General features: G+C 32.9%; 23 protein-coding genes and 1 tRNA gene. 2 read left to right on the top strand and 22 right to left on the bottom strand.

From position 1 onward, the window contains the following. Nucleotides 1-12: 12 nt before the first annotated feature. The 22 genes from MKP09_RS12850 to MKP09_RS12755 all read right to left on the bottom strand — a co-directional run bounded on the left by MKP09_RS12850 (nucleotide 13) and on the right by MKP09_RS12755 (nucleotide 19,774). Nucleotides 13-918: an NAD-dependent epimerase/dehydratase family protein gene (locus tag MKP09_RS12850; protein ID WP_240830409.1), complete on the bottom strand. Its 906-nt coding sequence runs from the start codon at nucleotides 916-918 to the stop codon at nucleotides 13-15. Between the two features lie 107 nt (nucleotides 919-1,025). Next, on the bottom strand, nucleotides 1,026-2,126 hold the full coding sequence (locus MKP09_RS12845; protein ID WP_317235343.1) for a glycosyltransferase family 4 protein: 1,101 nt from the start codon (nucleotides 2,124-2,126) through the stop codon (nucleotides 1,026-1,028). A gap of 175 nt (nucleotides 2,127-2,301) precedes the next feature. Next, on the bottom strand, nucleotides 2,302-3,384 hold the full coding sequence (locus MKP09_RS12840) for a glycosyltransferase (RefSeq protein ID WP_240830408.1): 1,083 nt from the start codon (nucleotides 3,382-3,384) through the stop codon (nucleotides 2,302-2,304). Next, nucleotides 3,381-3,635 carry an acyltransferase gene (locus tag MKP09_RS12835; protein ID WP_240830407.1) on the bottom strand — a complete coding sequence of 85 codons (255 nt, stop codon included), beginning with the start codon at nucleotides 3,633-3,635 and terminating at the stop codon, nucleotides 3,381-3,383. The genes MKP09_RS12840 and MKP09_RS12835 overlap by 4 nt, the downstream gene beginning before the upstream one ends. Before the next feature lie 310 nt (nucleotides 3,636-3,945). Then, on the bottom strand, nucleotides 3,946-4,908 hold the full coding sequence (locus tag MKP09_RS12830) for a glycosyltransferase (protein ID WP_240830406.1): 963 nt from the start codon (nucleotides 4,906-4,908) through the stop codon (nucleotides 3,946-3,948). A gap of 156 nt (nucleotides 4,909-5,064) precedes the next feature. Further along, the gene (locus MKP09_RS12825) at nucleotides 5,065-5,343 is read right to left on the bottom strand and encodes a hypothetical protein (RefSeq protein WP_240830405.1); all 279 of its coding nucleotides are present in this window, start codon (nucleotides 5,341-5,343) and stop codon (nucleotides 5,065-5,067) included. A 17-nt stretch (nucleotides 5,344-5,360) separates the two neighbouring features. Then, nucleotides 5,361-6,182, bottom strand: a complete 822-nt coding sequence (locus tag MKP09_RS12820; protein WP_240830404.1) for a right-handed parallel beta-helix repeat-containing protein — start codon at nucleotides 6,180-6,182, stop codon at nucleotides 5,361-5,363. A 215-nt stretch (nucleotides 6,183-6,397) separates the two neighbouring features. After that, on the bottom strand, nucleotides 6,398-6,895 hold the full coding sequence (locus tag MKP09_RS12815) for a hypothetical protein (protein ID WP_240830403.1): 498 nt from the start codon (nucleotides 6,893-6,895) through the stop codon (nucleotides 6,398-6,400). 1,226 nt (nucleotides 6,896-8,121) lie between these two features. Beyond that, nucleotides 8,122-8,817, bottom strand: a complete 696-nt coding sequence (locus tag MKP09_RS12810; RefSeq protein ID WP_262915352.1) for an asparagine synthase-related protein — start codon at nucleotides 8,815-8,817, stop codon at nucleotides 8,122-8,124. A gap of 23 nt (nucleotides 8,818-8,840) precedes the next feature. Next, nucleotides 8,841-9,188 (bottom strand): hypothetical protein, encoded by a 348-nt coding sequence (locus MKP09_RS12805; protein WP_240830401.1) that lies wholly within the window; start codon nucleotides 9,186-9,188, stop codon nucleotides 8,841-8,843. A 186-nt stretch (nucleotides 9,189-9,374) separates the two neighbouring features. Then, entirely contained in the window at nucleotides 9,375-9,938 is a 564-nt protein-coding gene (locus MKP09_RS12800) for a glycosyltransferase (protein WP_317235342.1), read from the bottom strand. A 104-nt stretch (nucleotides 9,939-10,042) separates the two neighbouring features. Beyond that, nucleotides 10,043-10,411: a glycosyltransferase gene (locus MKP09_RS12795; protein ID WP_240830400.1), complete on the bottom strand. Its 369-nt coding sequence runs from the start codon at nucleotides 10,409-10,411 to the stop codon at nucleotides 10,043-10,045. A gap of 409 nt (nucleotides 10,412-10,820) precedes the next feature. Then, entirely contained in the window at nucleotides 10,821-11,258 is a 438-nt protein-coding gene (locus tag MKP09_RS28125; protein ID WP_394801063.1) for an MATE family efflux transporter, read from the bottom strand. Continuing rightward, a complete protein-coding gene (locus tag MKP09_RS12790) occupies nucleotides 11,222-11,950 on the bottom strand; it encodes an MATE family efflux transporter (RefSeq protein ID WP_240830399.1) in 729 nt (242 codons plus the stop codon). Before MKP09_RS12790 ends, MKP09_RS28125 begins: the two co-directional genes overlap by 37 nt. A gap of 230 nt (nucleotides 11,951-12,180) precedes the next feature. After that, nucleotides 12,181-13,353 (bottom strand): nucleotide sugar dehydrogenase, encoded by a 1,173-nt coding sequence (locus MKP09_RS12785; RefSeq protein WP_240830398.1) that lies wholly within the window; start codon nucleotides 13,351-13,353, stop codon nucleotides 12,181-12,183. Nucleotides 13,354-13,357: 4 nt separating this feature from the next. Further along, nucleotides 13,358-14,140, bottom strand: a complete 783-nt coding sequence (locus tag MKP09_RS12780; RefSeq protein WP_317235316.1) for an NAD-dependent epimerase/dehydratase family protein — start codon at nucleotides 14,138-14,140, stop codon at nucleotides 13,358-13,360. 41 nt (nucleotides 14,141-14,181) lie between these two features. Next, nucleotides 14,182-14,340, bottom strand: coding sequence for an NAD-dependent epimerase/dehydratase family protein (locus MKP09_RS26110; RefSeq protein WP_262915351.1), 159 nt, complete (start codon nucleotides 14,338-14,340; stop codon nucleotides 14,182-14,184). Nucleotides 14,341-14,369: 29 nt separating this feature from the next. Beyond that, nucleotides 14,370-14,909, bottom strand: coding sequence for a tyrosine-protein kinase family protein (locus tag MKP09_RS12775; RefSeq protein ID WP_240830397.1), 540 nt, complete (start codon nucleotides 14,907-14,909; stop codon nucleotides 14,370-14,372). After that, nucleotides 14,909-15,988: a GumC family protein gene (locus MKP09_RS12770; RefSeq protein ID WP_240830396.1), complete on the bottom strand. Its 1,080-nt coding sequence runs from the start codon at nucleotides 15,986-15,988 to the stop codon at nucleotides 14,909-14,911. Before MKP09_RS12770 ends, MKP09_RS12775 begins: the two co-directional genes overlap by 1 nt. Beyond that, the gene (locus MKP09_RS12765; RefSeq protein WP_240830395.1) at nucleotides 15,963-16,742 is read right to left on the bottom strand and encodes a Wzz/FepE/Etk N-terminal domain-containing protein; all 780 of its coding nucleotides are present in this window, start codon (nucleotides 16,740-16,742) and stop codon (nucleotides 15,963-15,965) included. Before MKP09_RS12765 ends, MKP09_RS12770 begins: the two co-directional genes overlap by 26 nt. A 51-nt stretch (nucleotides 16,743-16,793) precedes the next feature. Beyond that, nucleotides 16,794-17,471 (bottom strand): polysaccharide biosynthesis/export family protein, encoded by a 678-nt coding sequence (locus MKP09_RS12760; protein ID WP_317235341.1) that lies wholly within the window; start codon nucleotides 17,469-17,471, stop codon nucleotides 16,794-16,796. 296 nt (nucleotides 17,472-17,767) lie between these two features. Beyond that, on the bottom strand, nucleotides 17,768-19,774 hold the full coding sequence (locus MKP09_RS12755; RefSeq protein ID WP_240830394.1) for a carboxy terminal-processing peptidase: 2,007 nt from the start codon (nucleotides 19,772-19,774) through the stop codon (nucleotides 17,768-17,770). Between the two features lie 353 nt (nucleotides 19,775-20,127). Here MKP09_RS12755 and MKP09_RS12750 point away from each other — a divergent pair. Together MKP09_RS12750 and MKP09_RS12745 are read left to right on the top strand one after the other, a co-directional pair. Then, nucleotides 20,128-20,201 (top strand) — tRNA-His (locus MKP09_RS12750). A gap of 48 nt (nucleotides 20,202-20,249) precedes the next feature. Continuing rightward, entirely contained in the window at nucleotides 20,250-20,804 is a 555-nt protein-coding gene (locus tag MKP09_RS12745) for a DUF445 domain-containing protein (RefSeq protein ID WP_240830393.1), read from the top strand. Nucleotides 20,805-20,874 lie beyond the last annotated feature (70 nt).

Raw genomic sequence — 20,874 nt, 5'->3', positions numbered from 1 at the left:
TTCTTAACATTCTCATACAACAAATTTATTTACTGTATTGCTGGCTATCCAGCCTAATTCCGATTTTATTTTATTGTTAGAAAACGTCAGTGGCTTAACAATTTTCTCGAGCCTTTTTGAATTAAGAGGAAATTTTCTTCCAATTATATCACCAACAAGCGCTAAGCTTTTAGCAATAAAATAGGGCACGTTGCCAGGTGTTTTTTTCCCTAATAACTTAGCTATTTTAGCTGATAATTCAAAAAATGTAGGTTGATGATTGTCACAGACATTATAGATTCCCAGGTTTCTGTCAGACTTTATAATAAGTTCAACAATGTCAACAAAGTCTTCAATCCACAAAATACTCTTTTGAGCTAATCCCCCTGCTATATTTAAATATTTTCCATTTTTAATTGCCTTTATCATGTCACCTAAATTTCCCGGAGCATTTTTACCAGCTATTAATGAAGGCCGCAAAATAAATAATTTCACATTGTTTTTGGCTGCCCATTCTATTAAATAATTTTCAGCCAAAATTTTACTTTTGGCGTATGGATCAATCCCCGTTAAGGGATAATTCTCGTCAATATCTTCGCCAGTATTTAAGCCATAAACGGCCACTGTGCTAATAAAGATAAAATACTCTGGAGGTGATTTTTGCAGTGCCTCGCAAAGTCCTTTTGTTCCCTTATAATTAACATTATAAAAAGCTTCAATTTCTTTATCTGTTTTGGGAACGCTATGTGCTTTTCCTGCAGCATGAAAAACAATATCGATTTTTTCTGTCAACTCAGGGAATGGTTTTGTAATGTCTATGTTTATATCGCAATTCTGAAACCCTAAAGATCGAACATTAAACCCTTTATTTTTTAACAATGGAATTACATTTAAACCTAAGAAACCATTACCCCCTGTAAAAAGTAAATTTTTATGCATTGTGCTATAATTACAAATTCCAGTTTCAAATAAATTAAATACTAAAACTCCTTCAAAGTCGTTTTTCGATAATAGTTATATCCACATAAGTTCATTATTAATTTAACTTAGCGATTTAGGGTTTCTTTGTACAAATCATCCAATCCTTGCCAAAATTTTTCCTGGTCAAATCCATTAATCATAGCGTTGCGAGATTGCCGGGAAAAGGTATTTCTTAGATCAGGTTCTTCTATTAGTTTCTTTACAGCGGCAACAATTTCAGTAGTAGATTTTGGAGATATCAACAAACCATTTTTACCATTCTCAATAATTTCATTAGCCCCATTAATATCGGTAGCAATAATTGGGCATTCCATTGCAGCCGCTTGCATAATAATCTGCGGGAACCCTTCTCGATAAGAGGGAAAAACAAAAATATCTGTAATTTGAAAATAAGGACGTACATCTTCTTTGTATCCCAGCCAATGGATTCTAGAATTTGTATTAATTATATTCCATATTTCATGACTAATAGGATCTACATTATCAGCAGACCCTACTAAAATCAGGTTCAAGTTATTGTATTCATTTTCAAGTAGTAAAAATGCATTAACAAGTTCTTCAATACCTTTAGGCAAAGCAATTCTTCCTACGAAACTCAATATTAGGTCATCTTTTTGAATGGCCAATTCGTTTCTTAATTTATTAACTTCAGTTTGTATTGCTTGTGTTTTTTGGAAGTAGCTTAGGTCTATACCATTGCTGCTTCCTTTTCCTATGATTTTTACCTTTTTAGGTGAAATCCACCCATTTTCAATTACATATTGAGCTTGCCTAGGAGAATTAAATACCACAACATGTGAGCAAGCATAAACAAGTCTTTCAACGCTGATGAGTATATATTTATAAATACCTTGTTTTTCAACTAATGGTAGCCCTGCAACAGTATGAATTCTACATTTTATACGCATTACCCATCCCGCTAACATTCCGACTAAACCTGCTTTTGGCGAATGAGTATGTATAATATCAGGTTTATTCGATTGAATATACCTACATAAATGAACGACTTGCATAATATCGGAGATAGGACTGAATTTACGCGATATTAATAAGGGATAAAATGTCGTTGCTTCTTTAATTGCTTGCTTCTTAACATGTTCATCAGGATAGCAGATTAACGTGTACTCATATCCATATTTTTTAGCCCCAAAAACTGATTTTTCAATAAAATAGAAAGGGAATGAGAAACGGTGGAGATTCTAAAAATTTGCATTTTACGCTGCTTACGCTTATTCATGAATACTCTATGTGACTTTATTTTAAAATTTTAAAGAACCTTATTCATTTGATGATAAAATTCATTTCTGCGACTAACCAAGTGTTCTAATTCATAAGGTATTGCTACTTCGATATTTTTTTTGCCATATTTTCCAATGCGCTTCTATCAGAAAATAGTTCTCGAATTTGTCCACTTAATTTTTTGAAGTCACCTTTTGGATGAATGTAATCATTACAAATAATATCAGGTAGTCCTCCCACATTGCTAGCCAAAACAGGGCATCCCATACTCATTGCTTCAATTGTTGCCCGAGGCAACCCCTCTGTTAACGAGGGTTGAACATATAATGAAGTTTTTTTCAATAAGCTATTAATTGCATCACCTGCAGATAACTGCCCAATAAATTTTATATTGTTTATAAGCCCGCAGTCTTCAGCTATGTTTAGAATCCAATTGTATTCACCTTTTCCAGCTAAATATATCTCAATGTTTTGTTGAATATCTTTATCAAGAATTTTTATGGCCTTTAATAATATTCCTTGTCCTTTATATTTTACATCGAAGCCGCCGATTAAACAAATCTTAAGTTTTTTCTCATAAAATCTTGAGAGATCCAAATCCTGAACTTGAATAACTTTTTTAATAATAACATTACTTATGGAAGCAGTTAAAGCATTATGATGTGCAGGATATTTTAGTTGTAATTGTTTTTGCGTAACGTATGTTACAAAATCAGCTTTTTTAATCAATTTCTTATTAATCGTTTCTGCTATTGGAGCAGAAATTTTACCTAGTAAGCTCCCATGAGTCGACATAGACTCTTTTGCACTACCAACTTGTTCGACCCATATTTTTTTATTCATTTTAAAGGCCAAGTTGCCAGCTATAAAACCTAATATACTAGGCAATCTTACAAGTACAAGATCGGTGTCTTTTATTATTTGTTGGAGTTCGTAAACAAGTAGTTTATAATTCAGAATCAATTCTTTAATGGAGTTGTATTTATCAGTTAAATGGAAATTTACATTAGTATTAGAAGATATAACTTTTCTATTTTTAGAATTACAACTTTTGCGTGCATACACATCTATTCTAGAAAAATTGTTTAAGTAGTTGTTCCAAACATTTGATGGCAATCCTCCACCACTAAATACTTCTTGATCATCTGGGAAAAACGGATGATCGTGTACAAATAAAAGCTTCATATTGTTTTAATTTGTTTTGCAGGAAGACCAGCAACAATTACATTGGATGGAACATCTTTGGTAACTACTGCTCCTGAAGCAATTATAGATCTAGAATTTACACAAATATTACTTAAAATCCTGACCCCGCATCCAATCCAAACATCATCTTTTATGACCGTTTTTTTCATTACTAATTGGTTATATTTTATTGGAATATTACGGTCATCCCACGTATGAGATGAGGATAAAATAGTACTGTTATGTGCCATAGATACATTATTACCTATAATTATCCCTCCTGTAGCATCTATATATGAATTAGCGTGTATACTTACATTATTTCCAATAGTAAAATTTTCCCAGCCTAGAATTTGAACATTTGTTCCAATTTTTACATTGTCTCCACAATTTTCAGCAAGCGCTTTAAGAATAATATACCGTATCCCAATAAAAAATATTTGAGAAAAGGATGAGAATAAGTCCCAAAAAATATAAGTAATGATTTGGGAAATATTTTTGCAATCTTTATTAAAAAAGATAATAACTTCTTTTTTTGTTCAAACTTTTTTCTACCTGTTTTCATTTGTCAATAATTATAAAAAATTCCTGAAACAGTATTTCATGATTAAATTTATTTATAGCAAATTGTTTAAGGTTAACGTCTTTTGTTGGACGTTTAAGAAAAAGCTTTTCTAACTCTATAATGAAAGCATTGCGATCCTGAGGAGGAAATAAATATTTATAATTCGTAGGAGCAACCATTTCTTTAATGGATTCAATATTTGAAGCCACAAATGGCTTGCCCATTATCATAGCTTCAACCAATGCATTGGGCTGCCCTTCTGTTATTGAGGGAAAGAAAAAGCAGTCCATAGTATTAATAAATCTTGGAATATCTGTTCGATTTTCAAAAAGAAAAATTTGATTTTGCAGATTATAATCTTTCACAAACTGGGTTAGATTTTCTCTTACTCCATTTCCGCATAAAATAAAATAGATATCATTATGCCTTTTAATTAATTCTCTTGCAACATCCATAATAGTATTATGATTTTTAGCGATGTTGTATCGTCCCACATGACCCACAATAAAAGCACTGGAAGGTATTTTAAAATCCTGCCTTAAATTATCTTCATCACTAAGCTCAAATTTACTAGCATTTACCCCATTGTATATCACCTTAAATTTTTCAGATTTTTCCCAGTTTTGGAAATAATTATTAAATGCTGCGATCGAATTTGATAAAATGTTCGTGGCATATTTTAGGGTTACCTTCTTCACAAAATTATTATACAAATTTCTAAATAAATCTTCTTTAAAATGATCTGTAGCTCCACGATAAAAGGATATTCTTTTTTGAACACCAGCGCGTTTAGCGCAAAACAATATTAATCCTGCAAAATTTCCAGTAAAATCAGTAACCGCATCAATTTTAGAACCTTTAAAAAAATTAATTACCTTTAAATAATCAAATGGATTAAAATAACTTATTTTTTCCTTTATGATATGCAGATTAGGTAAAGCATTATACTGGCTTTCCAATTGCCCCCTTTACCACCTTTACAAAAAACGGTAATTTCATTAAAGTCTTGTGACTTCAAGGTGAGAAACCTTAGTAAATAATTTTCAATACCCCCACTATCCAATCCTGTGACAAAAAATGCTACATTTTTCATGTCTTTGCATATTATCGTAAAACTATCTCATCTTAATTTTATCATTAGATGATTTTAACCCTTTGTTATTTTGTAAAAAATCAGAGTTTTTATAAACTCGTGCATGCCTACCGTTTTTTATATAAAAATTATCGGTAAAAGAAATATTTGCCGAAAGATGCTGTAGAGCATCAATAACAACAGGCACACCTATGTTATTTGTCCAAAGTGAATTTTTGATAACTATTTTACCCATTAAACCCTTATAATTCGAAACTCGTTTAGGATTAAATCCTGCTATCCGAATACCAGATCTAGACATATAATCTTTATGATTAATTATTGATATATCAATAGCATTAGAAGGTGCATTTTTTGAGAAAGTGCGTTAAGTGCAAGAATTATTCCACTGCCGCTATTGTTAAAAGTGATCAAATTTTCAATTTTAATGTCTCTACAAAATTCAATTGCGCTATTGGGTTCTATATCTAGGCCTGCTTTTGGAGATACACCTAATGTATTGCTGATAGTTGAATTTTGGATGCTTATTCCAACACCAGAAATGATAGAAACTCCATCTCGTCGATTATTATCAATTAATGAATTGGTGATATATATGTCGCTAGAATATAGAGCGTATTTTTGGGTTTTTGTTTCCCTCAATCGACCGATATAGATACCATCTCCCCAGCATTTTGAGATATAGGCATTATAAACTTTTATATTATTAGAAGATTTGATGGAAATGCCCATACCCCATTGTCCCAAATTGCCTATATGATTATCTTTATCTCCTATAATCTGAGGATTATAAATATTAACGTTTTCAATATTATGAAGTCTCAGGATTTCATAACTTTCCTTATTACTTGGAGCTAATATTAATTTTGAGTTATTTTGAAAAAGGAGGTTAGAGTTACTTCTTAATGATAGTCCAATGTCATTAATTTTTACAGGAAAATTGGGAAGTTTAACATTTTGATATTTGTCTATTCCTGTTTGAAGTTGTACAGTATAATTAACGCTACCATCAGTAACGTAATTTTTGGGAAGCAGGTTGGTTAAATCGAAAAAAGTACTACTAATATTAAATTTTATCTTGGGAGGAATTAAATTTGCAGGTATATTTTTGGGGACGGTCTGCGAATTTGCTTGATTCAAAATAAGAAGTATGCAAACTAAACTTACGAATATGTAATATCCCTTTTTTGGGTTTGACATTTTTTAAATTATTTAATTATTTTTGAGTAAGCTTTAGTCAAATCAGTTAAGTATAATTATCCATAGGATATGTAATAATATAACAACTATGAATGAGTTACGAATTACTGATTTTTTTAAAGAGTTTGTAAATTTGGAATAGCAAAACATTCCTATTAAAAAAGAATTGGATAAACGCAAAAAATTCTTCTAACATTAATATCTGAAGTGGCCAATAAAAGCAATAACAATGCCACAAAAAATAAATATATTACTTCTTTATGTTGAAAAATCCTACTCCTTATATTTTTTCTGCGAAAACCTGCAATAATAAAACTCCACATAAATATATTAAAGATTGCTCCTACTCCTTCCATAAAACGCCATGGGGTATAATATCCTCTCAAATTAAAACCCCCATAATTATTAATTTTGGAAATATCACCTGACCAATTTCTCCAAATTGGGACAGCGGGTGCAATTTGACTATTAACTGCTAACGCTACTTGTTTTATACCAACTGGTAATCGAGCAAATGCACGCGCGGTGCTTTCTGCAGAACTTTTATTTCTTAGTCCTTCATATGTTTCTGTAGTTTCAACTAATGAGTTTAATAGGGAAGAAGTAAAGAATATAACAAAAATGAATGCCACGATCAAACCACCTATTAGCAAAATACTGTTTTTTTGAATGCGCAAATATGTAAAAGCAACTAGAAAAATCGAAAAAAATAAACCGTGTTCAGGGCGTAGCCCAAATAGTATGCAGCCTATTAGCACAAGTTTTAAAAATCCATGCTTTACAGAATTCCAGTAACATATAATATAAATACCTAGTAAATAAAAGAAATACACATGTATATCTCGTAATAGAACTACAGAGAAAAATGGAATTAAAGAGAATAAGGAAAAAAGCATTCCATAATTATAAATATATTTTTTTCTATGTATTTATTCAAAATTAGATAAATATATGAAATTGAAAACGAGCCAAACCAAATACATTGTAATTTCAATACTAATAAATTGGGTTGATCAATAAGAGAAGATATATACAGTAAAAGTACATTTAGAGTATTAAAAAGGTAAAAGCTACCCGCATATCGGTTATTAATTGCACTCTTAAAATCGTCCCACTGTCTAACATCCTTATCTGCTAAGTCCCAAAAATTAACGGAATCAAATGCAACAAAAATATCGTGAGCCGGATCTTTAATATATATATAGTTTGTGATATACATATATAAGGAATAAACACAATATGCCAATATAAAAAGAGATGTGATAGCATTTTTATCCTTTACAAATCTTCTTCGAATATAAAAAACTGATAATACTATCCCTGCTGTCCAAAATAAAACAAGTGAAAGTGAATTTTCATATACCCCATAAATGACGGTAATAAGAAAAGTAAAAAAATCAACAGACTTCGATATTTATGTCGGTAAGTTGCCAATTAAAATAATTTAATAAAAAATATAATACAAAAAATACATAAATTATAGCAATTCAACGTTTGATATTTTTATAGTAGTATTTAACTTTATGATATATGTTACTTTTAATAGTTAAAATATGATTAGTATTATGATTTGGTAAATAATTTAAATCAATTTGATAATGATTTATACAATCTATCAATACGGCTAACCACAATAGTTTTTCCTCAATAGTATAGTTATTTTGTATAGGATATTTTTTTACATTATAAATTATACTTTTCAAGACGCTATTGTTAAATAGCCTTTCAGTAATATGCGAATTTCCGTAAATATTTTTTTCAATATATCCCATAAACTCTTTTCGAATCATACTTCCATAATCATGATGTTTTTTGGAAAAACTATCAGGCCTTCCTTGTTTCTCATGATACAATAAACCCGTTCTAGCCCAGGGAATATCTAATAGTTCTTTGTTTTTTGGCTTAGAATAATTTCATACACCTTATTTGTTCTCAAAACCGGATCTAAGGACCACATATAACCAAAAATCGCCGGGCTGCTAAACATTTGATAAAGTGGTATCTTTTTGTTGATTACAGACATGCAAGAGTTTAGCATTTTTCGCATATAATGAAGTTGCTGATCCTGTTCATAAAGCATGTATGGTTTAGATTGCGGAAACTGTTTATGATAACCATCCACATCCGTATTTGTGTTGCTTTTGCTTAATACGTTAAAATCACTTCTTAAAATATTATATGGATTTTTAATAGCATTTCTAATATCAACAAGGTTACTTACTTTAGTTCCAGAATACTCAGCTCTTCCTACACTATCACCAAAACTTCCTGCTAATACGCAATCGATATCTTTCCTTTCAGCTATTATTGGCATTGCGTGCAAATGTATTGGAGTATATTCGCAACCATTTTCCATACAAATTCTAATATTCATCCACATTTGCTCTACATCAACTGATAGGTGTTCCCAATCCCAGTTAAACAATCTGCAAATACGTTTAGCATATACAACGTCTCTAGAATTTTCATACCCCCAAGTAAGTCCAATTACCTTCTTATTTTTGAATGCTCCAGCTTCTAACACATCTTTTAATACGCAGGCCACAATCCTACTATCCATTCCTCCGGTAATCAAAATACCAATATTGGAATGATTATTTATATAGCTGCTAAGTTCTTTTTTAATAGTTCATAAAATCTAAGGGCCGCTTCTTCTTGTTCAATTAAGTTTTCCTGATGATTCGGTAAATCAAAATATTCCCAATCGCCTTTTTTTACACCAGGTCTAGCCATCCAAGGAGTTTTCTTTACTTCTTGTATCAATGTTCTATCACCAAATGCATACCCAGCTGATAAAATTTGAACTACTGCAGTAAAATCTAAAGTTCTGCTATTTACAGGTTCAATTATTTTCTCGAACTCAGAAGATATCATTTGCTGACCAACTTCAGTATAATATGGATTATGAAATCCTAAATAATTATAAAGATCAAACAAACTTGCCATTTAATTTAATACTATTAATCTGCCTAAAATACAGTTGTATAACTGAAAACAAATTTTATGAATCGAAATATTTGAAAGAGGAAATTATACACTAGTTTTTAGAATCTATGTCTTTATCTAAATAATAAAATACAATCTACAACCAGAATAACATTATATGATAGCTGTGAAATGAAAGCTTATTTTTTAAGACAAAAAAAGTTTTTCCCACTCATTAACTATAGTATCCGGATCAAACTTTTGAACCTCTTTTTTTGCAGCTAAAGAAAGACTTTCACGAAGGTTCTCATTTTCTATTACTGAAATAAGCGCCTCTTTCATCCCATTTATATCCTGATCTCTTACTAAAAGCCCACTTTTATTATTGGTAATAATTTCTTTCGGACCACTAGGGCAATCAAAACTAATACATGCACAGCCCTGAGACATGGCTTCAATAAGTGCCATGGGCAATCCTTCATAGCGTGATGACAAAACAAAAACCGAACTATTTTTTAAGATCTCAGCGACATTTTCTTTCCTTCCAAGAAATTGAACTCTATTGCTAACATTATTTTCATATGCCAAACCTTGTAAGTAATTGAAGTTTGCATCTTTTCCACCTCCCAAAATATCTAAAGTCCAATCAGGATATAAGCTGGCAATTTTTCCCCATATTTTAATTAATGTATCAAAACCTTTTCCCTGCCAACGATCTATACTACCAATAGCTATTATATTTTTATCCCTTTCTGAAACTCCTTGATATATTTCGAACGAAAGAGGATTTTGTAAAACAACTTTATTACCGAGCTTTTTTCCTAAATATTCGTAATCGGCCTTAGTTAAAACAGTTACTCTATCGGCTAACTTATTTAAATAATGACGAACAAAATATTGATAAAAAGTTTTTTTATTTTAAATGTGCTATGCTCTGAAGCTATAAGCGGAATAGACATTCCTAATGTGGCAAGTATTACTATTGCATTTAAAGCCCAAATGAATGAAATAATTATATCAGGCTTTACATCCTTTACTATTTTATTAATATTTTTTGCATGCTTAAATGCATTTATCAATTTATTATTCGTTCGATTTATTTTTCGACTGTATATTTTAACCTTTTCATCAAGTTGGTAAGCCATTGGTAAACTAATATCCGTAGCTAACCAAACATCATGGCCTCTTTCGGCCAGTTTATTACACAAAACCGACATTACACGCTCTGCACCGCCGCCTCTCATTGAACTTATAAAAAAAGTAGTTTCATTTTTTTACATAGAGTTTTGAATTTAAAAAACTTTGAATAAACGTTTTTTCATTATGTGTCAATCCTACCAACCATATAACGAAACAAGAAATGACCATAGAAATGGCAAAAACTAATAGATTCATTAATAAATTCTGAAAAAAAAGACCGATTTAGCAATAAAAAAATAAAATAGTTAATACCGAAAATTAGAATGGAAGGGCAAACGACCTTCTTTAAGTATTTTACAATATCAATTCCAACAATAGTCCTAGCCATCTGCATTATTAGTATCCAGTTTATAACCTCTACAATTAGCATGGAAATAAAAATATAATATATTGGAAAACCTTTTTTAAGCAAAAAATAAGAAAGAGGAAGTGATAACAATAATATTGTTGAATCTAATATTTGATACTTTTTATATTCCCTACGGCCTTGAAAATGCTGTCAATAGGACCATGAAAAACCCTAACAAGTAAAAAATATACAGTAAGCTGAATAAAAGACTCTGTATACTTAGGCACTTCGTGAAGCCACATATCTAAAATATAACTCGTATAAAACAAAAAAGGTAAACATAGGAGGCTTAAAATAAAAAAAGAGGCTTTTGATACTGAGAAAAAAGTGTTGAAAAACGTTTTGTGATCTTTTTTTGCATATAGTTCAGTTAAGTAGGGGTTACTTGCAATTTGTATATTGCCAATAAACATCATCAAAGCTCCACGTATTTGGTATGTTATTCCTCTTGCAGCATTGGCAACAGGGCCACCAAAAAGATTAAGAATAAAATTAGAGCCTTCGTTTACTGCGGAAAAGGCAGCATTTCCAAAAAATTCCAACCAGCAAAAGAACCAAGTTGTCTAAATAGTGTTTTATCCCAAAAGAAGAAATATTTACACTCTCTAAATTTTCGATAGCAGACTACGGTAGTAATAAGTCTAATAAAAAATGAGACAGATAATATTAAAACTGAATATAAAATCAACTTGTCCATTGTGGCTAATGGAAGTAGAAATATAATACCCAGCTTCAAACAGGCATCTAATAAAGAAACGTAAACGTAAATTCCCATTTTTTGGTTTGCAATAATAACAGCATCATACGGAATAGTCATTATAGTAACTAAACTTGCTGCTATACTGAACTGATAAACCCAATTAGCAGACGCTAATCGGTCGTGTGGTATAATAAGCTTATGATTCAGGAACCACAATCCAACAGTTTCACCGATTACTAAAAATATAAAACATATAACAATGTGTATATTAACCCCCATACTGAATATACGTTGAAGCTTAAGTAGATCATTACTCCCTTTTGCATAATTTAAAAAACGTTGAATTGAAGACGCAAAAGCTCCTCGTAAAGAGGCAAACATGGCCACTACACCACCAACAACATTATATATACCGAAATCATTAATGCCTAATTCTTTAAGCAACATCCTAGATGTAAAAAAAGCAATGATTAACATTATAATCATTCTTACATATAGAAGCCCTGTATTTTTAACTATTTGATTTGAACTCATTACAATTATATGTACAAATAAAAGTTTTTATATCATTTAAAACTTTTCAATACAAAAAACTCTTCTCGTACGACAGTATCCGCTAATTTCAACATACTTAAGATTTATTACTGCCTATAATCCTCCATTTTTATCTTCCTTTTTTAGACATCCTTTAACATCATAAACAATCGCCCCACTTTTTAGCATTGAAGCAAAATCCATATCCTCAAAATCTTTATGAGCTACAGCTAATAATATTGCCTCATATTTTTTTTCGGTTCAATTTCTTTAACCGATTTCCATCCGTATTCATGCTCTACTTGGACCGGATCAGCCCAAGGGTCATAAACAGTAATATTAGTATCATATTCCTTTAACGTATTTAAAATATCAACCACTTTTGTATTACGTACATCTGGGCAGTTTTCCTTAAAGGTGACTCCTAATACTAAGATCTCCGATTTTTTAACTGTAATATCTCTCTTTATCATTAATTTGATCACTTCATTCGCTATATAGCTACCCATGCTATCATTCAAACGTCGCCCCGCTAAAATAATTTCAGGATGGTAACCAAACTCCTGGGCACGCTGTGCCAAATAGTAAGGATCTACGCCTATACAATGTCCGCCAACTAACCCTGGTTTAAAAGGCAAAAAATTCCACTTGGTACCAGCAGCAGCTAAAACATCATGAGTATTAATACCCATCCGATTAAATATTTTCGCCAACTCGTTTACAAATGCAATATTGATATCTCTTTGAGAATTTTCGATCACTTTGGCCGCTTCAGCAACTTGAATAGTGGGAGCCAGATGAGTTCCGGCGGTGATCACTGATTTATATAAATCATTTACTACCTTGCCTATTTCAGGGGTCGATCCGGAAGTAACTTTTAATATTTTTTCAACGGTATGTTCCTTATCTCCGGGATTGATTCTTTCGGGCGAATAGCCTGCAAAAAAATCTTCATTGTATTTTAAACCTGATGTTTTCTCCAATACTGGTACACACTCTTCTTCAGTGACGCCTGGGTACACTGTCGATTCATAAATAACAATATCTCCCTTCTTTAAAACTTTTCCCACAGTTTCACTGGCCTTATACAACGGTGTTAGATCCGGACGATTATTTTTATCTACAGGAGTAGGAACCGTAATTATATATATATCTGCATTTTTTATTTCATCTAATGCAGCCGTGCAATATAAGCCACCGCCTTTTGATATATTATCCGTTTTTAATACAGCTTTTAAAATATCATCCTCTACCTCTAATGTACTGTCATGGCCAGAGTTTAATTCATTTATACGAGTTTTATTAATATCAAAACCAATTACGGAATATTTAGTAGCAAATAAACGCGCCAATGGCAGACCTACATAACCCAAGCCGATTACGGCAATTTTTTTTTCTAACATACATTCAATTTTTTATTTCTTCTTTCAGATTATCCCAATACCATTCTACCGCTATTTTTAGCCCTTCCGAAAAATGGTGAGAGGGTGTATAGTTAAGCAGTTCTTGAGCTTTAGAGATGCTGGCTTGCGAATGCGGAATATCACCAGTTCTTAGTGGGCCATATACAACAGGAATGTTTGAAATATTTGAATCGTAACCACCTAAATATTTTTTCAATAATTCAATAAACTGGTTTAATGTAATACGATCTCCAACGGCTGTATTGTAAACGGTGTTAACAGCATCGGGATTTGAGGTAAGCATTGCTAATTCGTTCATTTGAATCACATTGTCAATGTAAGTAAAGTCGCGCGAATATTCACCGGTACCATTAATAACTGGGCTTTGATGGCTCATTAATTGCTTTACAAACAAAGGTATCACTGCTGCATAAGCACCATTAGGATCTTGCCTTCGGCCAAATACATTAAAATAACGGAGACCAATAGTTTCTAAACCATAAGTGCGACTAAAGATATCCGCATACAACTCATTCACAAATTTTGTTATTGCGTAAGGCGACAAGGGTTTACCAATCTGGGCTTCTACTTTTGGTAAGGCCTCGCTATCTCCGTAGGTTGAAGATGATGCCGCATATACAAATCTTTTGATTTGATTATCCCTGGCAGCAACTAACATATTTAAAAAACCTGTAATATTCACTTCATTTGTAGTAATAGGATCTTTGATAGAACGGGGAACCGACCCTAATGCCGCTTGATGTAATATATAGTCTACGCCTTTCACCGCTCGATTACAAATCTCTAAATCTCTAATGTCGCCTTCAATCAGTTCAAAATTTGGATTGTTAAAAAAGCCTTCAGATTATGTCGATGTCCGGTAGAAAAATTATCCAAAACCCTTACACCATAATTTTTACCTAAAAAGTATTCAGTCAGATTAGACCCTATAAAGCCTGCACCGCCTGTTATTAAAATATTTTTCATAACAATTGTTTCTCAAATCTTGACGCTTCTTATCGCCCTATCCATTTTTTAATTTTTCCTAAAATTGTTTGCTTTGTTGAATTATCAGCACCATACCCGTATCCGTATCCGTAACCATATCCATAACCATAGGAATTTTTCGGTTTAGCATCATTAAGCACAATCATTAAGTTACTCAGTTTTTTATTAGCATAAATATCTTGTACTATATTAAGCTGTTCTTTAAATGTAAAATTATACCGTACTACATAGGCGCTAATATTTCCGAATCTTCCAAGAGTAAAAGCATCAGAAACCTGTCCTACGGGAGGTGAATCGATAATCACATGATCAAATTCCTTTTTTAATGTTTCAATCAACTCTGTAATGCGTTCGCTTAATAATAATTCAGAAGGGTTCGGCGGTGTGGGGCCGGCACCAATTACATAGAGGTCTTTTACTTTGGCAACAGGTTGCAATAGTTCTTTTACAGACAGGCTGTTATTGATTACAAAATTAGAAATGCCGTTTTTAGAACTAATATTTAACCCGCGTAATAGCTTAGGTTTTCTTAAATCGAACTCGAGCATTACCGTTTTTTACCACTTAAAGCAAGACTTGCACCTAAATTTGTACAGAAGAACGTTTTACCCTCACCTGACATGCTTGATGTAACCATAATCACCTTATCATCTTTCCCAGCTACTGCAAATTTCAAATTACTTCTAACAAGTCTGAACATTTCAGATATCGGTGTACGCGAATTTTCTTTGACTACCAATTCGTCTTCTGATTTTGCGTGCATAATTTCACCAAGAATAGGAATATTTGTTCTGGACAATATGTCCTTCTGAAGTTGAACTTTATCATTCAATATATCAGAAACATACAGTACAGCAAACGGAAGTAGTAAGCCGGCAGAAAAAGCCAACACATAAATTATTAGCTTTTTGGGAGATACAGGGGCGTCTTCAGAGGCAGTTTCGTCAATAATTCGAGAATTAGAAACCGTAGCAGCCAAAGAAATCAACGACTCCTCTTTCTTCTGTAACAAGTATTGATAAATGCTTTGTTTGATACCCTGTTCCCTCTGAATTTCTAATAATTGCCTTTCTACCGCTGGTATTGTTTTGATTTTTGCTTGAAACTGACTATAATCATTGTTAACCTCATTTTGCGTAACAGCTACACCTCTACGCAAATTTTTAATGTTTTCACTAATACTCGCTCGTATATTTTTTAAACTTTTATCTATATTCTGAATAAGAATATTACTGGGTTCGATAGTTGCCAGAGATTGTTGGCGCTTTAGCTGCAAATCGTTAAAAGACTGAATAAGACCATTTAATGTAGGATCCTGAATTCCCAGAGAAGTGGGAACCATGGAATGTTGATTTTCGGTTTTGGAGATATATGCTTGTAATGAACCCAAAATAGATGATTGAAGTTTGGTTTCTTCTAGCTTTTGATATAACCCTTGAGTTTGTGTAAAATATTGATTTATATCTGACGTAACATCGGTAATGGTATTCTTTTCTTTAAAAGATGATACTCGCTTTTCAACACCAGAAAGTTCACTAACTAAAGTGCGCAAACGATCATCAATAAAAGCGATCGTATTCTGAGATACTATATTTTTATCGTCAATGGCATCTTGGTTGTATACCAATTAACTTATTAATTATGTCCACAGATTTGGCAGGTACTGGATCTTTTACACTAATAATAATTGTACTCGTTTGTTGAGCACTAGCCTCTACTGATATTTTATTATTGTAACTAGCAGCGTAATCTTTTATATTATTAAATTTAATAATATAATTATCGCCTGTAAATTTAAAATCTGGATTGGGAGCTACCGAAAATCTTCCAAAATTAGTCACAATTTTTTGTCCAAATTTGAATTCTTTGGCTTGACCTTTTGTATTAGTAAATAGGTAAGATGTTTTATCATCTTTCACACTTATTTTAAAAATTCCAATAGTATTGTTACTTAAAGAATCTTCGAATAAAGTATCTATTTTAACAATAAAAGGAACATTGCCACCATATGCTTCAGATGTGCGTATATTTCCCTCTACAAATTGTGTTGGTTGTAAACTTGGAAGCTTTCTTAAAGTGCGTTCCAGTAAACTTTTACTCTTTAACACACGAATTTCATTGTCTACGTTTTTTCCTCCTCCTAAAAGTCCAAGATCCTGAAATGCGGTACCCATCGCATCTGTAGCCCCTCCCTTTTTGTCGTCTTTTACTAACAATTCAGCAGATGTTTGATAAACGGGTGTTGTGTACCTTAAATAAAGGAACGCTAGAGATAAGCAGCCAATTATACCCAATACAAACCAATACCAATTTCTGGTATATCGGGTTATTTCAGCTTTTAAATTAGTTTCTGGTTGATTATAAACCTGATCTTCAATCATTTAATTTTCATTATATTAAAAAGGGCATTATTTAGATGCTAAATCAAAATTTTATTCTATAAATCTGAATAAGGCTAGAGAAAGTACAGATATCCCAGTAAGAACCATTGACCATACCCGAAGGTTATCACCGCCAGCCTGTCTTGATTTTAATTTATTTTCCGGCTGCACATACACCACATCATTTTGCTGTAGATAAAAATATGGGGAGTTAAATACATTTTTGTCATTTAAATTAATGCGTTGCATGGAACGTACTCCATCTTTTTCACGGATGACCAACACACTATCCCTAACCGAAAACGGGGTCATATCACCAGCCATACCCAAGGCTTCCAGTACATTCACCCTTTCATCAGGAATAGTAAACGATCCGGGGCGCGTAACCTCGCCAATAACAGTTACTTTGTAATTTAAAAATTTCACATTTACAATAGGGTCTTTTGCAGTTTTTGCAACTTCCGTAGTTAACATATCCTGAGCTTCCTTCCTGGTTAAACCTGCTAAATTTTGCTTCCCTAAAATAGGAAGGTTTACTGCCCCATTTTCATCCACCTGGAAGCCATTACGTGTTACATCAAAGTTGTTGGAATTAACAGAATTTATTGCACCAGAATTGGCCCCTTGAGAGGTAATTAAGGATTGCGACACAGCCCCTGAATTAAACAGCTGGTTATATTCGGGATTTAAAGTTGTGATAGTAATGCCTAAAATATCCCCCTTTTCAATTTTTGCTGCCTCTATTAGCTATCTGCATCGTGTCGCCTGTAGGGGGTAGATTGCTGAAATATACCAAATTACGCTGTGGCGTGCAGGCCGCTAAGTATATCAGGCAAGCCGCAACTCCTATAGTTAAAAAAGACAGGTTTTTTACTTTCATATTTGTCATAAGATTAAGGACGCTTGCTACTAGCAAATTGCGTGCAAATTTAAGGGTTGGCTATGTTTTTTCTAAGTTTTTTTACACAATCCAAAAAATCCACTGCTATACAGTGGATTTTAATTCATTATTAATGCGTTTTATTTTACTTCGCCATCGCAAAATTTTTGGCTTCAACAATCATATCATCCATTACCTCTCCTGCTTGTTTCAAGTAGATGTCATCGCTAAGCGATTTGATCCAGAGTTTTAAGCGCTCCTGCTTATTTTCATCTTTTTCATATTTCGCCAACTCCAACGGTAAAAGTGATACATTCAATTGTTTTTTCAGCTTTTGGGCTGCAATAATCTGATCAGCTTTGGCTTTTATGGCCTTCTTATCAGCTTTATATTGAGCAATATTCAGCGGATAGCTTCTTTCATTCTCATTGGCCAACCAAGATCTGTTTTTTAATATGGTTTGAAATGAACTATCTTTTTTTAACCGGGCATTACTCAATTGTTTAAGCGTATTAATATCATATTTAGAACTCCAAGGTGTAAAATTAGATTTGGGTATTTCATCATACTGCAAAGCATATTCATTGTCCTTTTCTCTAAGTTTTAAAGATTCGAATTGGGTAGGAAGCACTATATCGGATTCTACACCTTTTAATTGTGTAGAACCGCCACTAATACGATAGAATTTTCTTAATGTGAGCTTAACTGCACCTAGATCTCCATCTCCGTCTCTTTTAAAACCGGTATGGTCTAAACCGATATTTTGCTGAACTGTGCCTTTTCCATAAGTAGAAGTACTTCCGATAATAACTCCCCTTCCGTAATCCTGAATAGCAGCAGCGAATATTTCAGAAGCTGAAGCACTGAATTCATCTACCATTACCGCAAGCGGACCCGTGTAAAGTACAGAATTATCTTCATCCTTTAAAACCTGAGGGCCAGAAACCCTGTCTTTTACCTGAACTATGGGGCCTTCTTTTATAAATAATCCAACCATCTGTACCACATCATATAAAGAACCACCACCGTTTCTGCGTAAGTCCATTATAATGCCGTCGACTTTTTCATCTTTCAGTTTTTGAACTTCGCGAGCGACATCAGTAAAACTCCTTCTTCCATTCGGATCTTGGAACGGAGTATAAAATTCAGGTAAGTAAATGATTCCTAGTTTCGTATTTTTTACGCTATCTTTTATAATCGCGCTTCTGGCATAAGTATCAATATCATTGTCAATTTTTGCTCTGACTAATGAAACTTCCTTAATTGTACCATCAGGTTTTTTTATGGTTAACCTAACCGTTGTACCTTCTTTTCCACGAATAATTTTTACCGCATCCTGCACATCATAACCCAACATGTCTAAAGGTTCACCATCTGCCCCTTGAGCCACCTTTGTTATAATATCGCCCGGCGCTAATTGTCCCGATTTTGCTGCGGGACTGCCTGCGTTAATGCTGATAATTTTCACCACCCCTTCTGAATATTGAAGGCCGGCTCCTATTCCAAAAAAACTTCCGCTTAATTCTTCATCAAAATAACGCTTGTCTGCAGGTGGAAAGAATTCTGTGTGCGGATCCATCGCAGTAGTTATATTATCTACAAACAGATTAAATTTATCTTCTTCAGTGAACTTCACTTTGTAACGGTCAAACATACGCGTCATCATCGTGTCGATCTTCTCTCTGGCTTCTTTTTCTAACTGTGTATTGTTCTTATCTGATTTTAAAGAACCTTTGGCTTCCTGTAAATCCACATAACGCTCTAATGCATAATATTTAAGCATTTTGCGCCATCTGTCCTTGCGTTCCTGCTGATTAGCAGGATACAAGAGCTTTTTGCCATTCAGTTCAGCTGTTTCATCAATTGTAAAATCAAATGGTTTTTCGAGCAAAGCATTTTTCCACTGAACCGACTCCGCAATTCTTTGATCAAAAACTTTAGACACGCCAATAAAACTAGCTACTGGCGCGCCATTCAATTCATCGTCAATACTTTTCGAATATAATTTTGCTAATGAATCAACATCACTTTTTAAGAAAATATTCTTTTTAGGATCGAGGTCTTCAAGAAATTTATTGAAAACCTTTTCAGAAAACTCATCATTAATCGCTTTTGGATCGTAGTGACCTTGTGACAATAGTTTGGCAACCATCGTCATGATCAATTCATATTTTCCATCTGCTGTATTATTTGAGATAAATTTATTCTTAAATGCGAAAAAGAACCTGCCACAATAATCAGTAGTATCAAAAACGGTAACCTCTTCATATTAAATATGTATTTTATAAATTTTTGCACAATCAAAATTAACATTAATCAAATTCTTATTGAAACTATTTAAGAAAAGATTTAGAACCTTGAAGATATCACCAACGCTTTAAGGGACTTAAAAGAATTTCTTTGCCATATTAAACAAGCTAAACAACAGATAAAATGTTTTTAAAAGATATTACTAAAAATTTCATGCCATATATTTTTTTCCTACATTTGCATCCCGATAAAATGGTGGTTGTAGCTCAGTTGGTTAGAGCATCTGATTGTGGTTCAGAAGGTCGCCGGTTCGAGACCGGTCATCCACCCATTACACCCTGAATGCTTTGTTCAGGGTTTTTTATTAAGCATTTTCTATGAACCCATGGATGTTTTCAATCCCTTTAATTTCTGCTCTTATTGGCTGGTTGTTTAATATTCTTGCCGGACGATATTTGCTCTACAATTACCTGCCTAAGAAAAAAGATCAACTTTCTGCTACTTTAGGTAGTAAAATCGAATCTGTTTTACCTTTTTCGAAATTAGAAGAACAAATTGGCAATCCCGAACTGGTGGAAAAAGCTATGCCAATGATCGAGACCCATATAGATGAGTTCTTAAGTGTTAAGTTACCTCAGGAAATTCCGATGTTGGCAATGTTTGTGGGCAATAAAACTACAGACAAAATAAAAGAAGTATTCATCAATCAGCTAAGAGCACTTTTCCCTAAAGTGATGACTACTATTTTGAGCAATCTGAAAGAAAAGATCAATATATCTAAAACGATTCAGGCAGAAATCGATAAAACGGATATAACTGTTATTCTAAAAGAAAACCTTTCTGGCACAATGCAGCGTTTCGGATATACCGGCTTGCTGCTGGGTTTTATAATTGGCGCTGTCAATTTGCTTCTGTTCTATGCAATTCAATAATTAGAATAAATGCATCTCTTTAGACCACTTTCCATTTAAACCGGAATTTCTGCGTTCATATATTAATACT

This window comes from Paraniabella ginsengisoli (assembly GCF_022513635.1).
Taxonomy (GTDB): Bacteria; Bacteroidota; Bacteroidia; order Chitinophagales; family Chitinophagaceae; genus Niabella; species Niabella ginsengisoli.
Note: the sequence above shows the minus strand (reverse complement) of the source record. Positions and strands in the feature narration are given on the sequence as shown.

Coding starts and splice junctions, on each gene's coding strand:
- MKP09_RS12850 (WP_240830409.1), bottom strand. CDS start 918: ATGCATAAAAATTTACTTTTTACAGGGGGTAATGGTTTCTTAGGTTTA.
- MKP09_RS12840 (WP_240830408.1), bottom strand. CDS start 3,384: ATGAAGCTTTTATTTGTACACGATCATCCGTTTTTCCCAGATGATCAA.
- MKP09_RS12835 (WP_240830407.1), bottom strand. CDS start 3,635: ATGGCACATAACAGTACTATTTTATCCTCATCTCATACGTGGGATGAC.
- MKP09_RS12825 (WP_240830405.1), bottom strand. CDS start 5,343: ATGTCTAGATCTGGTATTCGGATAGCAGGATTTAATCCTAAACGAGTT.
- MKP09_RS12805 (WP_240830401.1), bottom strand. CDS start 9,188: ATGGCAAGTTTGTTTGATCTTTATAATTATTTAGGATTTCATAATCCA.
- MKP09_RS12795 (WP_240830400.1), bottom strand. CDS start 10,411: ATGAGAGGCGGCGGTGCAGAGCGTGTAATGTCGGTTTTGTGTAATAAA.
- MKP09_RS12790 (WP_240830399.1), bottom strand. CDS start 11,950: ATGAGTTCAAATCAAATAGTTAAAAATACAGGGCTTCTATATGTAAGA.
- MKP09_RS12785 (WP_240830398.1), bottom strand. CDS start 13,353: ATGTTAGAAAAAAAAATTGCCGTAATCGGCTTGGGTTATGTAGGTCTG.
- MKP09_RS26110 (WP_262915351.1), bottom strand. CDS start 14,340: ATGAAAAATATTTTAATAACAGGCGGTGCAGGCTTTATAGGGTCTAAT.
- MKP09_RS12775 (WP_240830397.1), bottom strand. CDS start 14,909: ATGCTCGAGTTCGATTTAAGAAAACCTAAGCTATTACGCGGGTTAAAT.
- MKP09_RS12765 (WP_240830395.1), bottom strand. CDS start 16,742: ATGATTGAAGATCAGGTTTATAATCAACCAGAAACTAATTTAAAAGCT.
- MKP09_RS12755 (WP_240830394.1), bottom strand. CDS start 19,774: ATGGTTGCCAAACTATTGTCACAAGGTCACTACGATCCAAAAGCGATT.
- MKP09_RS12745 (WP_240830393.1), top strand. CDS start 20,250: ATGAACCCATGGATGTTTTCAATCCCTTTAATTTCTGCTCTTATTGGC.